This window comes from Labrys miyagiensis, from assembly GCF_030160835.1.
Taxonomy (GTDB): Bacteria; Pseudomonadota; Alphaproteobacteria; order Rhizobiales; family Labraceae; genus Labrys; species Labrys miyagiensis.
Genome location: NZ_BSPC01000024.1, coordinates 248,478 through 265,539, shown reverse-complemented (window position 1 = coordinate 265,539; position 17,062 = coordinate 248,478). Strand labels below are relative to the sequence as shown.

At 65.2% G+C, this 17,062-nt stretch carries 17 protein-coding genes; 4 read left to right on the top strand and 13 right to left on the bottom strand.

Annotated features, from left to right (window positions below; all coding sequences use genetic code 11):
* Positions 1 to 76 precede the first annotated feature (76 nt).
* Both trxA and QQL24_RS14455 read right to left on the bottom strand, forming a co-directional pair.
* The gene (trxA, locus tag QQL24_RS14460; RefSeq protein WP_284312895.1) at positions 77 to 409 is read right to left on the bottom strand and encodes a thioredoxin; all 333 of its coding nucleotides are present in this window, start codon (positions 407 to 409) and stop codon (positions 77 to 79) included.
* Positions 410 to 838: 429 nt separating this feature from the next.
* Positions 839 to 1,288 (bottom strand): L,D-transpeptidase, encoded by a 450-nt coding sequence (locus tag QQL24_RS14455; protein WP_284312894.1) that lies wholly within the window; start codon positions 1,286 to 1,288, stop codon positions 839 to 841.
* A gap of 245 nt (positions 1,289 to 1,533) precedes the next feature.
* Between QQL24_RS14455 and mepA the strand changes: the two genes are divergently transcribed.
* Together mepA and QQL24_RS14445 are read left to right on the top strand one after the other, a co-directional pair.
* Positions 1,534 to 2,475 carry a penicillin-insensitive murein endopeptidase gene (gene mepA, locus QQL24_RS14450; protein WP_284312893.1) on the top strand — a complete coding sequence of 314 codons (942 nt, stop codon included), beginning with the start codon at positions 1,534 to 1,536 and terminating at the stop codon, positions 2,473 to 2,475.
* A 156-nt stretch (positions 2,476 to 2,631) separates the two neighbouring features.
* Positions 2,632 to 3,264, top strand: a complete 633-nt coding sequence (locus QQL24_RS14445) for a MarC family protein (protein ID WP_284312892.1) — start codon at positions 2,632 to 2,634, stop codon at positions 3,262 to 3,264.
* 226 nt (positions 3,265 to 3,490) lie between these two features.
* On the opposite strand, the gene QQL24_RS14440 is transcribed toward QQL24_RS14445, so the two are convergent.
* The 3 genes from QQL24_RS14440 to QQL24_RS14430 form a co-directional block, all read right to left on the bottom strand.
* Positions 3,491 to 3,997, bottom strand: coding sequence for a TIGR00645 family protein (locus tag QQL24_RS14440; protein ID WP_284312891.1), 507 nt, complete (start codon positions 3,995 to 3,997; stop codon positions 3,491 to 3,493).
* 299 nt (positions 3,998 to 4,296) lie between these two features.
* Positions 4,297 to 4,659: a dihydroneopterin aldolase gene (gene folB / locus QQL24_RS14435; protein WP_284312890.1), complete on the bottom strand. Its 363-nt coding sequence runs from the start codon at positions 4,657 to 4,659 to the stop codon at positions 4,297 to 4,299.
* A gap of 18 nt (positions 4,660 to 4,677) precedes the next feature.
* Positions 4,678 to 5,490: a HesA/MoeB/ThiF family protein gene (locus QQL24_RS14430; RefSeq protein ID WP_284312889.1), complete on the bottom strand. Its 813-nt coding sequence runs from the start codon at positions 5,488 to 5,490 to the stop codon at positions 4,678 to 4,680.
* Positions 5,491 to 5,694: 204 nt separating this feature from the next.
* Between QQL24_RS14430 and polA the strand changes: the two genes are divergently transcribed.
* On the top strand, positions 5,695 to 8,673 hold the full coding sequence (gene polA / locus QQL24_RS14425; protein ID WP_284312887.1) for a DNA polymerase I: 2,979 nt from the start codon (positions 5,695 to 5,697) through the stop codon (positions 8,671 to 8,673).
* Positions 8,674 to 9,058: 385 nt separating this feature from the next.
* Positions 9,059 to 9,763 (top strand): DUF2076 domain-containing protein, encoded by a 705-nt coding sequence (locus QQL24_RS14420; protein ID WP_284312885.1) that lies wholly within the window; start codon positions 9,059 to 9,061, stop codon positions 9,761 to 9,763.
* A gap of 134 nt (positions 9,764 to 9,897) precedes the next feature.
* Here QQL24_RS14420 and QQL24_RS14415 read toward each other — a convergent pair whose 3' ends face one another.
* The 8 genes from QQL24_RS14415 to QQL24_RS14380 form a co-directional block, all read right to left on the bottom strand.
* The gene (locus QQL24_RS14415; protein WP_284312884.1) at positions 9,898 to 10,308 is read right to left on the bottom strand and encodes a hypothetical protein; all 411 of its coding nucleotides are present in this window, start codon (positions 10,306 to 10,308) and stop codon (positions 9,898 to 9,900) included.
* Between the two features lie 192 nt (positions 10,309 to 10,500).
* Positions 10,501 to 11,460 (bottom strand): cysteine synthase A, encoded by a 960-nt coding sequence (cysK, locus tag QQL24_RS14410; RefSeq protein ID WP_284312883.1) that lies wholly within the window; start codon positions 11,458 to 11,460, stop codon positions 10,501 to 10,503.
* Positions 11,461 to 11,554: 94 nt separating this feature from the next.
* Entirely contained in the window at positions 11,555 to 12,001 is a 447-nt protein-coding gene (locus QQL24_RS14405) for an RrF2 family transcriptional regulator (protein ID WP_284312882.1), read from the bottom strand.
* Between the two features lie 123 nt (positions 12,002 to 12,124).
* Positions 12,125 to 12,595 (bottom strand): dUTP diphosphatase, encoded by a 471-nt coding sequence (gene dut, locus QQL24_RS14400; protein WP_284312905.1) that lies wholly within the window; start codon positions 12,593 to 12,595, stop codon positions 12,125 to 12,127.
* Positions 12,596 to 12,705: 110 nt separating this feature from the next.
* A complete protein-coding gene (gene coaBC, locus QQL24_RS14395; RefSeq protein ID WP_284312880.1) occupies positions 12,706 to 13,968 on the bottom strand; it encodes a bifunctional phosphopantothenoylcysteine decarboxylase/phosphopantothenate--cysteine ligase CoaBC in 1,263 nt (420 codons plus the stop codon).
* A 158-nt stretch (positions 13,969 to 14,126) separates the two neighbouring features.
* Entirely contained in the window at positions 14,127 to 14,942 is an 816-nt protein-coding gene (locus QQL24_RS14390) for an AcvB/VirJ family lysyl-phosphatidylglycerol hydrolase (RefSeq protein ID WP_284312879.1), read from the bottom strand.
* A gap of 165 nt (positions 14,943 to 15,107) precedes the next feature.
* The gene (gene infC / locus QQL24_RS14385) at positions 15,108 to 15,647 is read right to left on the bottom strand and encodes a translation initiation factor IF-3 (protein WP_431310687.1); all 540 of its coding nucleotides are present in this window, start codon (positions 15,645 to 15,647) and stop codon (positions 15,108 to 15,110) included.
* A gap of 147 nt (positions 15,648 to 15,794) precedes the next feature.
* Entirely contained in the window at positions 15,795 to 17,057 is a 1,263-nt protein-coding gene (locus tag QQL24_RS14380) for a glycosyltransferase family 4 protein (protein ID WP_284312875.1), read from the bottom strand.
* Positions 17,058 to 17,062 lie beyond the last annotated feature (5 nt).

Here is a 17,062-nt window from a genome sequence, read left to right as displayed (position 1 = left end):
TGCACCACAGCTACCGCCCCGAGGCACTCAACACTTAAGGTGCACCAGTGAGCGGACAGGATGTCCGCGCTCCCGGTTACGCCGCGGCGGCGGCCGAGATCCAGCGCGAGAGCTCGCTCTTGGGTGCGGCGCCGAGCTTCTGGGCGGCGGGCTTGCCGTCCTTGAACACCATCAACATCGGGATCGACATCACGCGGAACTGCGAGGCGATCTGGGGATTCTCGTCGACATTGAGCTTGGCGATCTTGACCTTGCCGGCCATCTCGGTGGCGATCTCGTCGAGCGCCGGCGCGATCATGCGGCACGGCCCGCACCACTCGGCCCAGAAGTCGACGACAACCGGCTCGGAGGACTTCAGCACATCGTCCGCAAAGGACGCATCCGTGACCTTGATCGTGTTGGCACCCATTTGAGAATTCTCCACTGCGGGAATGGCGGAATCGCCACGCAAATATCCGTTGCCTGAAGCTAGGAACGCGGGGGCCGGGCGTCAAGACGAGGATGGCCCTCTCGCGCGAATGTGCACGGCTGCCATGCGGATTCGGGAGAATTACGGGCGGAATTCGTGGAAACTGATCTCGGTTGGGCGAGATGAGACGCCAAAAAATCGCACGAGTCGATTGCGTCCCCTCGCCCCGTTCTTACGGGGAGAGGAGACTTCGAGGGCGCGGCTCCTTCTCAGCCGTCTCATCTCGCTCAAGCGGGTGGGACGTGGAGCCGGTGAGTGTTCACGATCCCGCGACACTTCAATTCTCGGCGGACGGCATCGGGAGGCGGGTCTTCAGACCCGGCTCTTGCCCGTACCGCCTCACGAAAAGCCGGGTCCGAGGCCCCCGGCTCAGCTGATCTCAAGCTGCGTCGAGGCGATCCCGTGGCTGCGGATGAGCTGGTAGAGCGCGGCGGCATTCTTCGGGGCGAGGCGGATGCAGCCATGGGAGGCGGCCTTGCCGAGATGGCCGACCTCGTAGGTGCCGTGCACCGCATAGCCGCCCTTGAAGAAGACCGAATAGGGCATCGGCGAATTGTGATACTTCTTGGAATAATGCATGCGCTGCAGCGCCTTGGGCTGGTAGGTGCCGCGCGGCGTGTAATAGCCCTTGCGCGCCGTCGAAACGGCCCAAACCGCCTCGACATTGCCGTCCACGATCACGGTCATGCTCTGGGTGGCGATATCCACTTTGGCGATCACGCCCGCCGCGGCCGGCGCCGCTTGGAACAGGATGCCCGCAAACAGGGCGAAGAAAACGGCAATCCAACGATACTTGGCAATAAGTCCCAGGGCAGGCATGACAGGGCTCCTCGATGTGGCTCACTGACATTCGCCGTTCTGGGCTGCCGCCGCCATGCGATTTGGCACAGGCCGCGTTCGGAATCCCGAAACGATCGAGCTGAACAAAGCATGAATCGGGAGGGCTAATTTTTCGTTGTCGTCCGCCCCTTGTGCGAGTCCCATTTTGAATCACAGCATGGAGGCTGCCGCCGGCCGGAAGACAGGTTAGGATCGGCGAACGAATCAAATTCGCGGGAGTCTCCATGCACCGTCTTGTTCGGGCCGTCCCGTCCCTGAAGGGGTGCCTGCCGCTCATCTCCCTTCTGGCCGCGATGGGAAGCGCGCCGGTCCTGGCGCAGGACGTCACCCCGCCCGGCTACAAGCTGCCGCCGCTCGCCACCGTCACGCCGGCGACGCCCGCCAAGCAGCTCTTCGGCCGCAAGACGACGCCCGCCAATCTCGGCCTCAACTCCATCGGCTTCTACGCCAAGGGCTGCCTTTCCAACGGCGTCGAGCTGCCCGCCGACGGGCCGACCTGGCAGGTGATGCGCCCCTCGCGCGACCGGGCCTGGGGCAATCCGGTGATGATCCGCTTCATCCAGAAGCTCGCCAACCAGGCCCCCCGCGTGGCCGGCTGGCCGGGCATCCTGATCGGCGACATCGCCCAGCCGCGCGGCGGGCCGATGATCACCGGCCACGCCTCCCATCAGGTCGGCCTCGACGCCGACATCTGGCTGACGCCGATGCCTGATCACACGCTCTCCAGGCAGGAGCGCGAAACGATGAGCGCCGTGATGATGGTGCGAACCGACAGGCTCGACGTCTCCCGGGCCTGGACCCCGGGCCAGATGGCGATCATCAAGGCTGCCGCGCAGGACCCGCAGGTCGAACGCATCTTCGCCAATGCGGCGATCAAGAAGGCGCTCTGCCGCGACGCGGGGGCCGACCGCGGCTGGCTCTCCAAGGTGCGGCCGATCTACGGGCACGACTATCATTTCCACGTGCGCGTCCTGTGCCCGGCCAACAGCCCGACCTGCAAGCCCCAGACCCCACCGCCGGCCGGCGACGGCTGCGGCAAGGATCTCGACTACTGGTTCTCGGACGCGGTGCTGCACCCGAAGCTGAACCCCAACCCGCCGCCGCCCCACCAGATGGTCCTGGCCGAACTGCCGCCGGCCTGCCGGCAGGTGCTGGCGGCGCCGTGAGGGTCGGCGGTCGGCAGGCCATCACCCACCCCTCACGCAGCGCGGTGCATGTGGTAACGCCAAGCGTCGCTTGATATCGCCACCCACCACGCTCACAGTGCCTCATACGCACGTGTTGCGTGCAGGCGCCGGGGGTGCCGTTGATGGGGAGCGAGCATGGGCACCGATCTCGGGCTGGCGGACGTTTTCGTGATCTTGTTGATTACCATTGGCCCGCTCAAAGCGGCCATTGTCTATGCCAAGTTGACAGCCAAGGCCGACGCCGCCTTCAAGCGTCACGTGGCCCTCAAGACGGTCACCGTGGCTGCCATCGTCTGTCTCGTCTTCGTCTTCGCCGGGCAATGGTTGCTTGGTGTGTTCCACGTCTCGCTGCCGGCGCTGAAGATTGCCGGCGGCCTGATCCTCCTGCTCTTTGCGCTCGACATGGTGATGGGCGGCGAAAAGAAGGTTGATGTCGGCGACGCCCTGCCTTCCGCCGATATCGCCGTCTACCCGCTCGCCATTCCCATGATGGCAACGCCGCAGGGCCTGGTAGCGATCACCACCATCGTCGCCACCAAGGACAGCATCGGCGAACTGATCGCCATGGCGGTGATGGTGCTTGCCATCATGGCCGTCAATCTGGGGGTGCTGCTGTCGGCCGACCGGTTGCTGAAGAAGGGTGGCGGGGGCGCCATGGTGGTGGTCGGCAAGGTCGTCGGCCTGCTGCTGTCGGCGCTCGCCGTCCAGCTCATGATCTCCAGCTTCCGCGACCTCGGCGTCATCGCTGCTGCGACCGGGGCACACTGATAAGCGAGGCGGCCAGCCCCGATGCGCCGGCCGCCGTCAAGCCGGCGCCGGTGCAGAAGAACCCGTTGCGGCGAACCGCCCTGGTGGTCGTCCTGATCGCCATTGTCCTGTTTGCGCTTTCGGTCGTGATGGAGCGGCTGCCATCGCCTGCACTTTCTGCCTCGCGGCCCTGCTGTGGCCCGGCGCGAGGCCAGTGGTAGCAAACTAGAAGCTGGCGTACTCGCGGTTATTCGTCCCCATGTCCGGCCTTGGCCTGCAGCCAGTCCGACAGCGCCAGCAGCACGCTGGACAGCATGAAGACGACATGGATGCCGACGAGCCAATAGAGGTCGCGGTCCGTCAGTTTCTCGATCTGCATGAAGCCCTTGAGCAGCTGAATGGCCGAGATCAGCACAATCGAGGCCAGCAGCTTCAGCTTGAGGCCGGCGAAATCGACCTTGGTCATCCAGGACGGCCAGGTGGTGTGGTCGGTGCCGTCGATACGGGACACGAAATTCTCATAGCCGGAGAAGATCACGATCAAGATGAGGCTGCCGAGCAGCGCCAGGTCGACCATTTCCAGCGCGCCGACGACCGTCTCCTCCCCCGACAGGTAATAGGACCCCTCGATATAATGTAAGAGTTCCTGGCCGAACTTCAGCAACACGACGAGGAGCGCGATCACCAACCCGATATAGAACGGCGCCATCACCCAGCGTGAGGCAACCAGCCCGCGTTCGATCCATTTTTCCATTTGGCTTCCCAACCCGATTCAGAATTCGGGCGCAAAATAGAGAGGGTGGGCGGGAGAGGGAACCCGTGCTTGCCAATTTGTAATCTGGGGGCTGGGAGCGCCGGCTTTCCAGCTAGCTCTTGGAAGCGCAGCGTTTGGGTATGCCCGAGGCCGCGACGTCCCGCTGCTTCAGTAAGCGGCGACGGTCGATGCGTTCCTGGGACCGCAGGCGTCTCGCCTGCATCTTGAACCGGTTCGTGTGCAGACAAGGAAGGGCAGGCGAGACGCCTGCGGTCCCAGGAACGCCTCCGACGTTGCGCTTAATCCTTCACCCTGACGATCTCCACGCCCGCCATCGCCTCCGGCACGGCGCGCGGCTTTTCGATATGCACGCGCACCGCCTTCACCAGACCGAGCGCCAGGCAGCGCGTGGCGAGGCGCTCGGCGAAGGTTTCGAGGAGGTCGACATGTTCGCCGGCGAGCTCGCGGGCGATCTTGGCCACCCTGTCGTAGTCTACCGTGCCGTGGATATCGTCCCGGCCGAAGCTTTCGCCGGCGAGCGTGAGCTCGACATCGACGACCAGCGGCTGCGTCACGCCCTTCTCATGGGCGTAATAGCCGATATGGGCGTCGAGCGTGAGGGCGCGCAGGAAGACGCGGCTGTAGGGGCGGAGTTCTGTCATCCGCCGTGCTTGCCACACTCAGCCGGGGAAGGCCATCGCGTCAGCGTCTTTTGCTTGCACCGCCTCGCCATTCAGTGGGTTGTCGGGGTCCCAGCCATAGAGGGTCTCGCCGAAGCGCATGTCGCGCGCGTCGAGATGGATGAGACGGCCGGTGAGGCCGGTGCCGAAGCCGACGATCTCGCGGATCGCCTCCAGCGCCATCATCGAGCCGAGCACGCCGGCAAGCGCCCCGAGCACGCCCGCCTCCGAACAGCTTGGAATGGCGCCGGGCGGCGGCTTCTGCGGGAAGAGGCAGCGCCAGGTGGGATTGGGCTCGCCCTCGGTATTGCGCTCAAAGGGGCGCAGCGTGGTCAGCATGGCGTCGAACACGCCGAGCGCGCCCATGATCAAGGGCTTGCGGGCATGAAAGCAGGCATCGGAGACGGCATAGCGCGTGTCGAAATTGTCCGAGCCGTCGATGACGAGATCGTAGTCCGCGATCAGGCCGGGCGCGTTGGCGGCATCGATCCTGAACGCGTGCGGCGCCACTCTCACATGGGGGTTGAGCCGGCCGATCGCCTCAGCCGCCGTCTCGACCTTGGGCCTGCCGATATCGGGCGTCGCATGGATGATCTGGCGCTGCAAATTGGAGAGCGAGACCGTGTCGTCGTCGACGATGCCGAGTGTGCCGACGCCCGCCGCCGCCAGATAAAGCAGCACCGGCGCCCCGAGGCCACCAGCCCCGATCACCAGCACCCGCGCCCGCATCAACGCCTGCTGCCCGGGCCCGCCGACCTCGTGCATGACGATGTGGCGCGCATAGCGCTCGAGTTCTTCGGAAGAGATAGACATGAGCTAAATGTAGGCGCGCGGGAGATGGGGCGCAATCACTGGGAGCGCGGGCATCCTGTCCGCTCTTGGAAACGCACCCTTTACCGAGAAGCCGCAGCGCCAGCGGAAAGCAAGAGCGGACAAGATGTCCGCGCTCCCAGTATCCTTCTGTGTCCCAACGAGTATGATCGCGCTTCAAGAATCAGCACCCAGGATGAGGCTTCCATGACTTCGGCCCCCCGCGCACCCGGACAAGGCGATCACGTCTTCCTGGTCGACGGCTCGTCCTTCATCTTCCGGGCTTATTTCCAGTCGATCAACCAGGACGCCCGCTACAACTACCGCTCCGACCGCCTGCCGACCGGCGCCGTGCGGCTGTTCTGCAACGTGCTGCACAAGATGATCAAGGAAGGGGTGATGGGCAAAAAGCCCACGCATCTCGCCATCATCTTCGACAAATCCGAGGATTCCTTCCGCAAGGAAATCTATCCCGACTACAAAGGCCACCGCCCGCCGCCACCCGAGGAGCTGGTGCCGCAGTTCCCGCTGATGCGCGATGCCGTGCGCGCCTTCGGCCTGAGGCCGGTGGAGCAGATCCGCTACGAGGCCGACGACCTCATCGCCACCTATTGCGTGATGTCGGTCCGGGCGGGCGCCGACGTCACCATCGTTTCGGCCGACAAGGACCTGATGCAGCTCATCCAGCCGGGCGTGGTGATGTTCGATCCCGCCTCCGGCGACCAGAAGGCCAAGGGCTCGCGGCCCGAGCGCCTGATCGGCGAGGCCGAGGTGTTCGAAAAGTTCGGGGTCACCCCCGACAAGGTGGTCGACGTGCAGGCGCTGGCCGGCGATTCCACCGACAACGTGCCCGGCGTGCCCGGCATCGGCGTGAAGACGGCGGCACAGCTCATCAACGAGTATGGCGATCTCGAAAGCCTGCTTGCCCGCGCCGGCGAGATCAAGCAGGAGAAACGCCGCGAGAACCTGATCGAGCATGCGGGCCTCGCCCGCATCTCGCGCGAGCTCGTCAAGCTCGTCACCGACGTCAAGCTGGAGACGCCGATCGAGGACCTGATCGCCCCCGGCCTCGATGCCAAGGGCGCCATCGCCTTCCTCAAGGCCATGGAGTTCTCCACCCTCACCCGCCGCATCGCCGAAGATTCCGGGCTCAATCTCGACGACATCCCGCCCGACGAGAAGCTCAAGATTCCGGACAGCGACTTCTCCGTGGCGCCGGCCCGGCCCGCGGCCAAGGCGGTAATCGACACCACCGGCCTGCCCGTACCTGCCGGCCCGGCCGATGCCGGCACGCCCGCGGCCTTGGTCGAAAGCGTCAAAGCCGGGCTCATCGCCATCCCCTTCAAGACCGATTCCTACGAAACGATCGGCAGCCTGGAGGCGCTCGATGCCTGGGTGGCGAGGGCGCGCGAGCAGGGCTATGTCGCCTTCGACACCGAGACCACCTCGCTCGATGCGCTGCAGGCCGATCTCGTCGGCTTCTCGCTGGCGCTGGAGCCGGGACACGCCTGCTATGTGCCGCTGCGCCACCGCGACAAGGCCGATCTCTTCGGCGGCGGCACCATGGCCGGCCAGGTCGATCCCGTCGAGGCGGTGAAGCGGCTGAGGCTGATCCTGGAGGACCCCTCCATCCTCAAGATCGGCCAGAACCTCAAATATGACACGCTGGTGATGGGCGAGCAGGCCGTGAAGGTGGCGCCCTACGACGACACCATGCTGATGTCCTATGTGGTCGATGGCGGGCGCGGCAATCACGGCATGGACGAGCTTTCCGTGCGCCATCTTGGCCACAAGCCGATCGCCTTTTCCGAAGTCTGCGGCTCCGGCAAGTCGCTGATCGGCTTCGACCAGGTGCCGATCGAGCGCGCCACCGCCTATGCGGCCGAGGATGCCGACGTGACGCTGCGCCTGTGGCTGCTGTTCAAGGCCCGGGTGGTGGCCGAGGGCATGACCACCATCTACGAGACGCTGGAGCGCCCGCTGGTCACCGTGCTCGCCAACATGGAATCGCGCGGCATCATGATCGATCGCCAGATCCTGGCGCGCCTCTCCGGTGAATTCGCCCAGAGCGCGGCAAGGCTGGAGGCTGAGATCCATGAGCTCGCGGGGGAGACCTTCAATGTCGGCTCGCCCAAGCAGCTCGGGGACATCCTGTTCGGCAAGATGGGTATTCCCGGCGGCAAGAAGACGGCGACCGGCCAATGGGCGACCTCGGCCCAGATCCTGGAGGATCTTGCCGACCAGGGCCTCGAGCTGCCCCGCCGCATCGTCAATTGGCGCCAGCTCACCAAGCTGAAATCGACCTATACGGACGCGCTGCCCACCTATGTCAACCCGAAATCGGGCCGGGTGCACACCTCCTATTCGCTGGCGGCGACCACGACGGGGCGCCTCTCCTCTTCCGAGCCGAACCTGCAGAACATCCCCGTGCGTACCGAGGAGGGCCGCAAGATCCGCACGGCCTTCATCGCCGCGCCTGGCTGCAAGCTGATTTCGGCCGACTATTCTCAGATCGAGTTGCGTGTGCTCGCCCATGTCGCCGACATCCCCCAGCTCACCAAGGCCTTCGACGAGGGCGTCGACATCCACGCCATGACGGCCTCCGAAATGTTCGGCGTGCCGGTCGCCGGCATGGACCCCCTGGTGCGTCGGCGGGCCAAGGCGATCAATTTCGGCATCATCTACGGCATCTCGGCCTTTGGCCTCGCCAACCAGCTCTCTATCCCGCGCGAGGAGGCAGGGGCCTATATCAAGAAATATTTCGAGCGCTTTCCGGGCATCCGCGACTACATGGACCGCATGAAGGCCGAATGCCGGGCCAATGGTTTCGTTTCGACGATCTTCGGCCGCAAGATGAACTTCCCTGCGATCGAATCGAAGAACCCGTCCGAGCGCTCCTTCGTGGAGCGCCAGGCCATCAACGCCCCGATCCAGGGCTCGGCCGCCGATATCATCCGCCGCGCCATGGCGCGCATGGACCAGGCGCTGGTGAAGGCCGGCCTCTCGGCCAAGATGCTGCTGCAGGTGCACGACGAACTGGTGTTCGAGGCGCCGGAGGAAGAGGTCGAGGCGACGCTTCCGGTGGTGGCGCGGGTGATGGAAGGCGCGGCACTTCCTGCCCTCGCGCTGAAAGTGCCGCTGCAGGTGGACGCCAGGGCGGCGCATAATTGGGAAGAGGCGCATTGAGGGGCGCTTCCAAGTTCGAGAAGGGCGCGCCGCGAAGCCTCCCCCACGAAGCTGGGGGAGGTGGGCCGGCGAAGCCGGCTCGGAGGGGGTGTGGCCAGGAAAGGGCGCAGGAAGCAGTAACTCAGTCTCGCTTCGGGCGCTTTATTCTGACCACACCCCCTCCGTCATTGCTTCGCAATGCCACCTCCCCCAGCTTCGTGGGGGAGGCGAGTCGCGCCTCGTCCTGTCATGTCTCCTCCCAGCCGTGATATCGTCGTCTTCTCCTGCCATTAATCCTTTGTAATCCGCCCCATTTCGGGCTGGTTCTTGTCCGATCCCACCGATGCTCCCACATGGGAGGCGTTGCGGCCCGTCTCCGGGCCATGGCCGCGAAGGAGATTTCAGGATGACCCCGAACGAGAAAACCCTCATCGAGGATCTGTTCAACCGGTTGCGCACCGCCGCTCCCAGCGGGCGCGATGCCGAGGCCGAGAGCGCCATCGCGGCTGAGATGGCCCGCTCCCCAGGCGCGGCCTATGCCCTGGTGCAGACGGTCCTGGTCCAGGACCAGGCTCTGCACGAGGCCCATGACCGGGTCCAGGCGGCGGAAACCGCGGCGCGCGAGGCCGCCCAGCAGGCTCCCCAACAGCCCGAGCAGCCCCAGCGGCCGCAATCCTTCCTGGAGCGTGCCGGCTCGGCCCTCCAGGGCTTCGGGGGCCAGCGCGACCGCCCGCCCTTCCAGCAGGCACAGGCGCCCGAACAGCCTCAGGCCCGCCAGGGCGGCGGCTTCCTCTCGGGCGCCCTGCAAACGGCGGCTGGCGTCGCCGGCGGCGCACTGCTCTTCGAAGGCGTGCGCTCGATGTTCGGCGGTGGCGGCGATGGCCTGCTCGGCGGCGGCAACAGCCCCTGGGGAGGTGGTGGCACCACCGTCAACGAGACCATCATCAATGAAGGCTCGGACAAGGACCGCGACGACAACACGCGCGACGCCAGCGATAACCGGGACAATGACGATCGCAACGACGACAATGTCCAGGACGCCAGCTATGATTCGGATGATGACAGCTTCGACGACGGGCCGGATGGCTCGGACGACGACAGCTGGGTCTAGCTGGGAGCGCGGACATCTTGTCCGCCTCTTGAACTGGCACGTTTAGAGAAAGGGGCTCTGGCCATATCGCTGGCTGGAGCCCTTTTTGAATCGTTATCGTTTCCAAGTGGCGGACAAGATGTCCGCGCTCCCAGTTACACCCCCGTCTTCTCGAACCACCAGCGGCGGCGGAACCAGACTTGCTTTTGCCGGGTGCGCGTCATCTTGAACACGCCCGACCAATTGCCCGGAATCGTCCAGGTGCCCTCGATGCGCGTGCCCTTGTCCCGGACCATGCCAGCATAGAGGATCTCGAGCCGGTGCTGATCGGGAGCGCCGACATAGACCTTGGAGAAATGCACGGCATCGCCCGAGCGCTCGCCGTCGAGATGGCCCTGCATCTTCTGCTCGGCGCCCCCCGCGACGCGGTTGATCTCGCTGGTGGTGCCGGTGACCAGGCCCTCGAATTCGATCAGGCTGGCCTCGAAGGGCACGGGTTCGAAACGGGCGGGATAATAATAGGTGCCCTGCCAGTCGCCGGTCAGAAGTTCGGATGCATCCCCCAATGCCCACCTCGGTGCCTGAAGCAATGGCACATCGATAACCCGCGGCGTAGATCACGCAAGGGAAAAGGAAAGTGGAAAGGCGCGAGGAGCCTCCCCCACGAAGCTGGGGGTATCGCGCACACTCCGTGTGCGCGATACCCCCAGCTTCGTGGGGGAGGCCCGCGTCACGCCCTTATCGGCCGGGTCAGCCCCTCAGAGCCCTTCGAACAATGCGCTCGAAATATAGCGTTCGGCGAAGGAGGGCACGACCACCACGATAGTCTTGTTGTCCATGCCCGGGCGCGCGGCGAGTTCCAGGGCGGCAGCGACGGCAGCGCCCGAGGAAATGCCGGCGGGAATGCCCTCGATGCGGGCCAGCAGGCGGGCGGTGTCGAAGGAGGTCTGGTTGCCCACCGTGATGATGTCGTCGATCACCGAGCGGTCGAGCACGTCGGGCACGAAGCCGGCGCCGATGCCCTGGATCTTGTGCGGGCCGGGCTGGCCGCCGGAGAGCACCGGGGAATCCTCCGGCTCCACCGCCACGATCTTCAGGTCCGGCTTGCGCGGCTTCAGCACCTGGCCGACGCCGGTGATGGTGCCGCCGGTACCGACGCCCGAAACGAAATAGTCGATATCGCCTTTGGTGTCGTTCCAGATCTCCTCCGCCGTTGTGAGGCGATGGATCTCGGGATTGGCGGGATTGCGAAACTGCTGGGGGATGATGGCGCTCGGCAATTCCTTGACGATCTCCTCGGCCTTGGCCACGGCGCCGCGCATGCCCTGCGCCGCCGGGGTGAGCACGAGTTCGGCGCCAAGCAGCGCCAGCATCTTGCGGCGCTCGATCGACATCGATTCCGGCATCACCAGGATCAGGCGGTAACCGCGGGCGGCAGCGACGAAGGCCAGCGCGATGCCGGTATTGCCGGAGGTTGGCTCGACCAGCACCGTGTCGGGCTTGAGATGGCCGCTCTTCTCGAGGGCATCGACCATGCTGACGCCGATACGGTCCTTCACGCTGGCGATCGGATTGAAGAATTCGAGCTTGGCGAGAATGCGTGCCTTGACGTTCTTGGCCTTGGCGAGGCGGTTGAGCTGCACGAGCGGCGTGTCGCCTATGGTCTCCGTGATCGACTGATAGATGCGGCCGCGGCCGGGCACATGGGCATTCGCCATGGGATTTCTTCCCTCGTTGAGAAATTGAGCGGAATTCAACATTAATCCATTTATTTGTCGAGATTAATATTGAACCACAATTTCATTAAGTTAATTAGATCGCAAAATCGATATTGGTGGCCGTGCCACCGAAAACCTGCTTGCGCTCCGCCTCGCGGCAGAGATCCTCCACCGTGATCTCATCGAGCTCGGCCAGGAAGGATTGGGCGGCCTGGTCCACTGCCGGTGCGATGACCTGGTCGACCAGGGTGGAGACCGGCGAGAGCTCGTCGTCGCTCGAATCGGTCATGGCCGCGCGCACGATGTCGCCGGCGGTGATGCGGCGACGCTCGCGGGCGAGTTCATAGCCGCCGCGCGGGCCGCGCACGCCCTTGAGGATATTGTGGCGCACCAGCGCCTGCAGAAGCGTTTCGAGATGTCGCGGGGGCAGCGCATGGCGGGTGGCAAGAGCCTTGGCGGCGACCGGCGTCGGCCTGGAGTGGTGGGCAATATCGACCACGGCGGCAAGACCGAGCAGGGAACGACGCGAAAGCAGCTGCATAACCGAAAACCTCTCAAACCCTGGAGCCAAGCGCGTTTCGAGGAAACGCTACCCTTTTCCAGCTCTTTGTTTCGACGCGTTTTGTGAGTCCCGGCGATGCCGCCAGATCGAAAAACGCCAGGCTTACTTCACCGTCACGGTGCCGGTCGAACCGAAGCCGCTGCTGCCCCTGGCGGTCGAATCGACCTCGGCCGTCTCGACCAGGACAGACAATGTCACCGGCGCGATGACCAGTTGTGCAATCCGCATGCCATGCTCGATGGCGAAGGATTCCGCACCCAGATTGATCAGCGCGACTTTGACCTCACCGCGATAATCGGCGTCCACCGTGCCGGGTGCGTTCAAAACGGTAATTCCGCTTTTCACAGCCAATCCGGAACGAGGGCGCACTTGTCCTTCATAACCTTGTGGAATTTGGAACACCAGCCCGGTCGGCACCAGGGCACGCATCATCGGTTGAAGAACGAGCGTTTCACCGGCCGCAAGGGCCGCCATCAGGTCGAGCCCGGCGGCGCCCTCGCTCTGGTAGCTCGGCAGAGGCAGGTCGGCGGCGTGCGACAGCCTGAGGATGGGGATGGAGAGAGGCGAAGTCATGGCAATCCTGTCGCTGGGGGGGGGGCGGGTCTTCAGACCCGCCTTCTGGATAAAACGATACGTCTGCATGAAGAAAAAGCGGCCGGGTCTGAAGACCCGCCCCCCGAGCGTCACGCCCCCGCAAGCTTCGCGATATGCGCCACCAGCGCCCGGGCCACCGCGTCCTTGTCCATGTCGGGCCAGGTTTCCACGCCCCTGGCGGAGACAAGATGCACGCGGTTGCGGTCGCCGCCCATCACGCCGCTTTCGGGCGAGACGTCGTTGGCGATGATGAGGTCGCAGCCCTTGCGCGCGAGCTTGGCCTTGGCGTGCTCAACGACATGCTCGGTCTCGGCCGCAAAGCCGACCACCAGCGATGGACGGCGAGCGGCATCATGGGCAATGGTGGCAAGGATGTCCGGGTTCTCGACCAGCGAGAAGCTCGGCGTGCCGGCCTCGCCCTTCTTGATCTTCTGCGCCCCGGCATCGGCGACGCGCCAGTCGGCCACGGCAGCGCTGAAGATCGCGATGTCGGCCGGCAGGGCCTCCTCCACCGCTTCCAGCATCTCGCGCGCCGTCTCGACCGGCACCAGCTTGACGCCGGGCGGGGCGAGCAGGGCGACGGGACCTGAGACCAGCGTCACCCGCGCCCCGGCCGCCAGCGCGGCGGCAGCGATGGCATAGCCCTGCTTGCCGGAGGACCGGTTGGCGATATAGCGCACCGGGTCGATCGGCTCATGCGTGGGCCCAGCGGTGACGAGCACATGCTTGCCGGCAAGCGGCAAGGCCGGCAGCAGGGGCGTATCAAGCCGCACGCTGACCGGCAGCGGGATGAAGGTCGGCCCCGCCAGCGCCCTCTCGATCGCTGCCACGATCTCCAGCGGCTCGGACAGCCGGCCCGGCCCATACTCGCCGCAGGCCATCTCCCCGTCATTGGGCCCGACGAAGGCCACCCCGTCCTGCTTCAACTGGGCGATATTGCGCTGGGTGGCCGGATGCAGCCACATGCGCACATTCATGGCGGGCGCAACCAGGACCTTCTTGTCGGTGGCAAGCAGCGTGGTGGAGGCAAGATCGTTGGCAACGCCCTGCGCCATCTTGGCGAGGAGGTCGGCCGTGGCAGGGGCGACAACCAGGAGGTCGGCATCGCGCGACATCTCGATATGGCCCATCTCCGCCTCGTCGGTGAGCGAGAACAGGTCCGTATAGACCTTGTCGCCGGTGAGTGCGGAGACCGAGAGCGGCGTCACGAAAGCCTCGCCTGCCTTGGTGAGGATGGCGCGCACATCGGCGCCTCTCTCGCGCAGCCGGCGGATCAGCTCTAGCCCCTTATAGGCCGCGATGCCGCCGCCGATGACGAGGAGAATACGCTTGCCCGGGAGAATGGAAGACATGGCAGGATCCGCGTGAAGCCGAGATCCAACACATAGACAGGGGAAGAGGGGGATTCAATCTGGGAGCGCGGACGTCTCGTCCGCTCTTGAACCACGAACGTTGCAGAAAGGACACCTCGGACGACGTTCGTTGCACCTCACACGGGGACGTTCGTGGTTCAAGAGCGGACGAGGACGTCCGCGCTCCCAGCATAACGAACAGGATCACCGCCCCTCGGATCGGGCATACCCTGCAGGACCTGCCGAGCAATGGCGTCGTAGTCGCCGTTGAAATGATGGCCGCCCGGCACGGCGATCACCTCCACCTTCTGCGGATCGACATCGTTGCAGCCGGAGCGCTCACCCTCCTCCATGCCGCGGAAGCACTGCACATGCGGGCCGCTGATGGCGGCAACGGCGGGGATGGTCGCCTGGCGCCCGCCGGTGACCTTCATGAAGCCCACCGCATAGTCGGCTTCGCGCGACAGGCCGAGCAGCGAGACCTCGCTGACGCGGGTGCGCAGATCGTCCGGCAGATGCGCATAGACAGTGGCGGCGATGTCGGCGCCGAAGGAATAACCGACCAGGATGATCGGCCTGTCGGCCCGGAACGGCGCCACCATGCGCTGGATGGTCTCGGCCACCTCCTCGGGCGTGCGCCTGTGGATGAAATAGGCCAGGCTGTTGAGGCCGATGGTGGTGACGCCGGCGCGGGCGAGCCCGTTGGTGATGCCGTCATCGATGCCCCACCAGCCGCCATTGCCCGAGAGCATCACCGCGATCGGCCCGCCCTCGTTCTTGCCGTCGACGAGGACGACCGGCAGGTCGCGCAGGGCGAGGGGCACATTGGAATTGTCGGGCGCGCCGAGCCCACCCCAGACGCTGCCGAAGGCGCCCGGGAACCAGCGTGGCAGCACCCGGTCGGTGAAATAGAGACTGGCGGCCAGCGCGAGCAGGATGGCGCCAAGGTGGCGAAGGGTGAAGATCCGGATCATGGCGGCGGCACGCAAAACTGCTATGTGGCGTTGTGTTCCGTGAACATGGCACGACAAAGGCGCGACATGGCACGCCCATGCCAGCCGGGTCTCATTTCATACAAATATCGGTGATGATCCGGGAAGAATGGGCCTCTCCGAGGCGGCGAAGGCCCGGGGAGATCCTCAGCGCGGAGCGAGGACCATGACCATCTGGCGTCCCTCGAGCGCAGCGTCCGACTCGACCTTGGCGATCAGGCCGGTGTCGTCCTTGACGCGATTGAGCAGGCGGTAGCCGATTTCCTGGTGAGCCATCTCGCGGCCGCGGAAGCGCAGCGTGACCTTGACCTTGTCGCCTTCCTCGAAGAAGCGCCTCATCGCCTTCATCTTGACGTCGTAGTCATGATCGTCAATCGCCGGGCGGAGCTTGATTTCCTTGATTTCGACGGTCTTCTGATTCTTGCGGGCCTCGGCGGCCTTCTTCTGCTCGTTGAACTTGAACTTGCCGTAGTCCATGATCTTGCAGACCGGCGGCTCGGCGTTGGCAGCCACCTCGACCAGATCAAGCCCGGCCTCGAAGGCCATGGCGATGGCAGCTCTCGTATCGGTGACGCCGCGATTCTGGCCGTCCTGATCGATCAGCATGACATCGCGGTTACGAATCTCCTCATTGATGCGCGGTCCATCCTTGGTGACCGGCGCGTTTGTCCTCATAGGGCGACGAATGGCGGTAAACTCCTCTACCGTTGATGTAATTTGGGCAAGCAGACAGGTTCGCATCGAACCCCGCGCCCGGATGCGGGAAGATGTTGCCGAAGCGGTCGGAAGTCAACGCTTTGATTGCATTTACTGCGATTTTCTCACGACGGCCCGTTACTCTTCCCTGAGCTTTCGGCTCTCGATCAGCAATTCTGCATAGGCATCGAGCGTGGCATTACACATCACGTCCAGCGAGAAATGAGCCTCGACATGCGCTCGGGCACGCGCGGCCAATCCGTCGCGCGCCGAAGCGCCCAATGTGAGCGCCTCCATCAGCGCTTCGGCGAGGGCATCGGCGTCCCCCACCGCGGTGCGCCATCCGGTGCGCAGATTGCCGACGATCTCCGGCGGGGCGAGCACGGTCTCGGACGTCGCGCCATGGTCGGAGACGACGACGGGGCAGCCCATGGCCTGCGCCTCCACCGCCGTGCGGCCGAAGGCTTCCGGGCTGGTGGATGGAATGGCGACGGCGGCGGCGGAAAGATAGGCTGCCGGCATGTCGCTGCAATGGCCGACCAGCAGGACCAGACCCTTGAGGCCACGCTCGGCGATGCGGGCGTTGAGGTCGCTGACATAGCCGTCGCGCCCCTGGGCGTCGCCCGCCAGCACGAAGACGGTATCCTCCAGGCCCTTCTGCTTCATGATGGCGGCGGCATCGATCAGCACGCGCTGGCCCTTCCAGGCGGTGAGACGGCCCGGCAGCAGCACGATGCGCTGATGCGGCGCGATGTTCCAGGCCTTGCGTAGCGCCTCGACGCGCTCGAAGGAGACGGAGGCGGGCGTGAAGGCCGTCAGGTCCGTGCCGCGGTGGATGACGCGCAGGCGCTCTGCCGCCTCCGGCCAGTTCTCCTTGATGGTGGCGGCGGTGAAGTTGGAGTTGGCGATGACGATATCGGCCTCCGCCATCACGCCGTTGTAGCGCTTCTTCCAGGCGCTCGAAGCCGAATAGGCACCGTGATAGGTGGTGACGAAGGGCAGCTCCAACCGCTTGGTGGCGAGCCGTGCCGACCAGGCCGGCGCCCGTGAGCGGGCATGGATGAGGTCGATCTTCTCCTCGCGCACCAGCCGTTCCAGCCGCTTGGCATTGCCCCAGATGCGCAGGGGATTCTTGGTGGAGGCGTTGAAGGGAATCCATAGACCGCCGCGCGCCTGCAATTCGCCGACCAGGCGCCCGCCCTCCGTTGCGACCAGGGCGCGGGCCCCGGCCCGCGTCAACGCATCGGCGATGTCGATGGTGGTGCGCTCGGCCCCGCCTGCGTCGAGGGCCGGGATGATCTGCAGCACCGTGATGCCGGCAAAACGCTCCTCCTTCGGCCGGCGGGCCGGCGGGCGGGAGCTGCGCAGAAAATCGGGAGAGGACGCTGGTTGTTGCGGCATAGTTC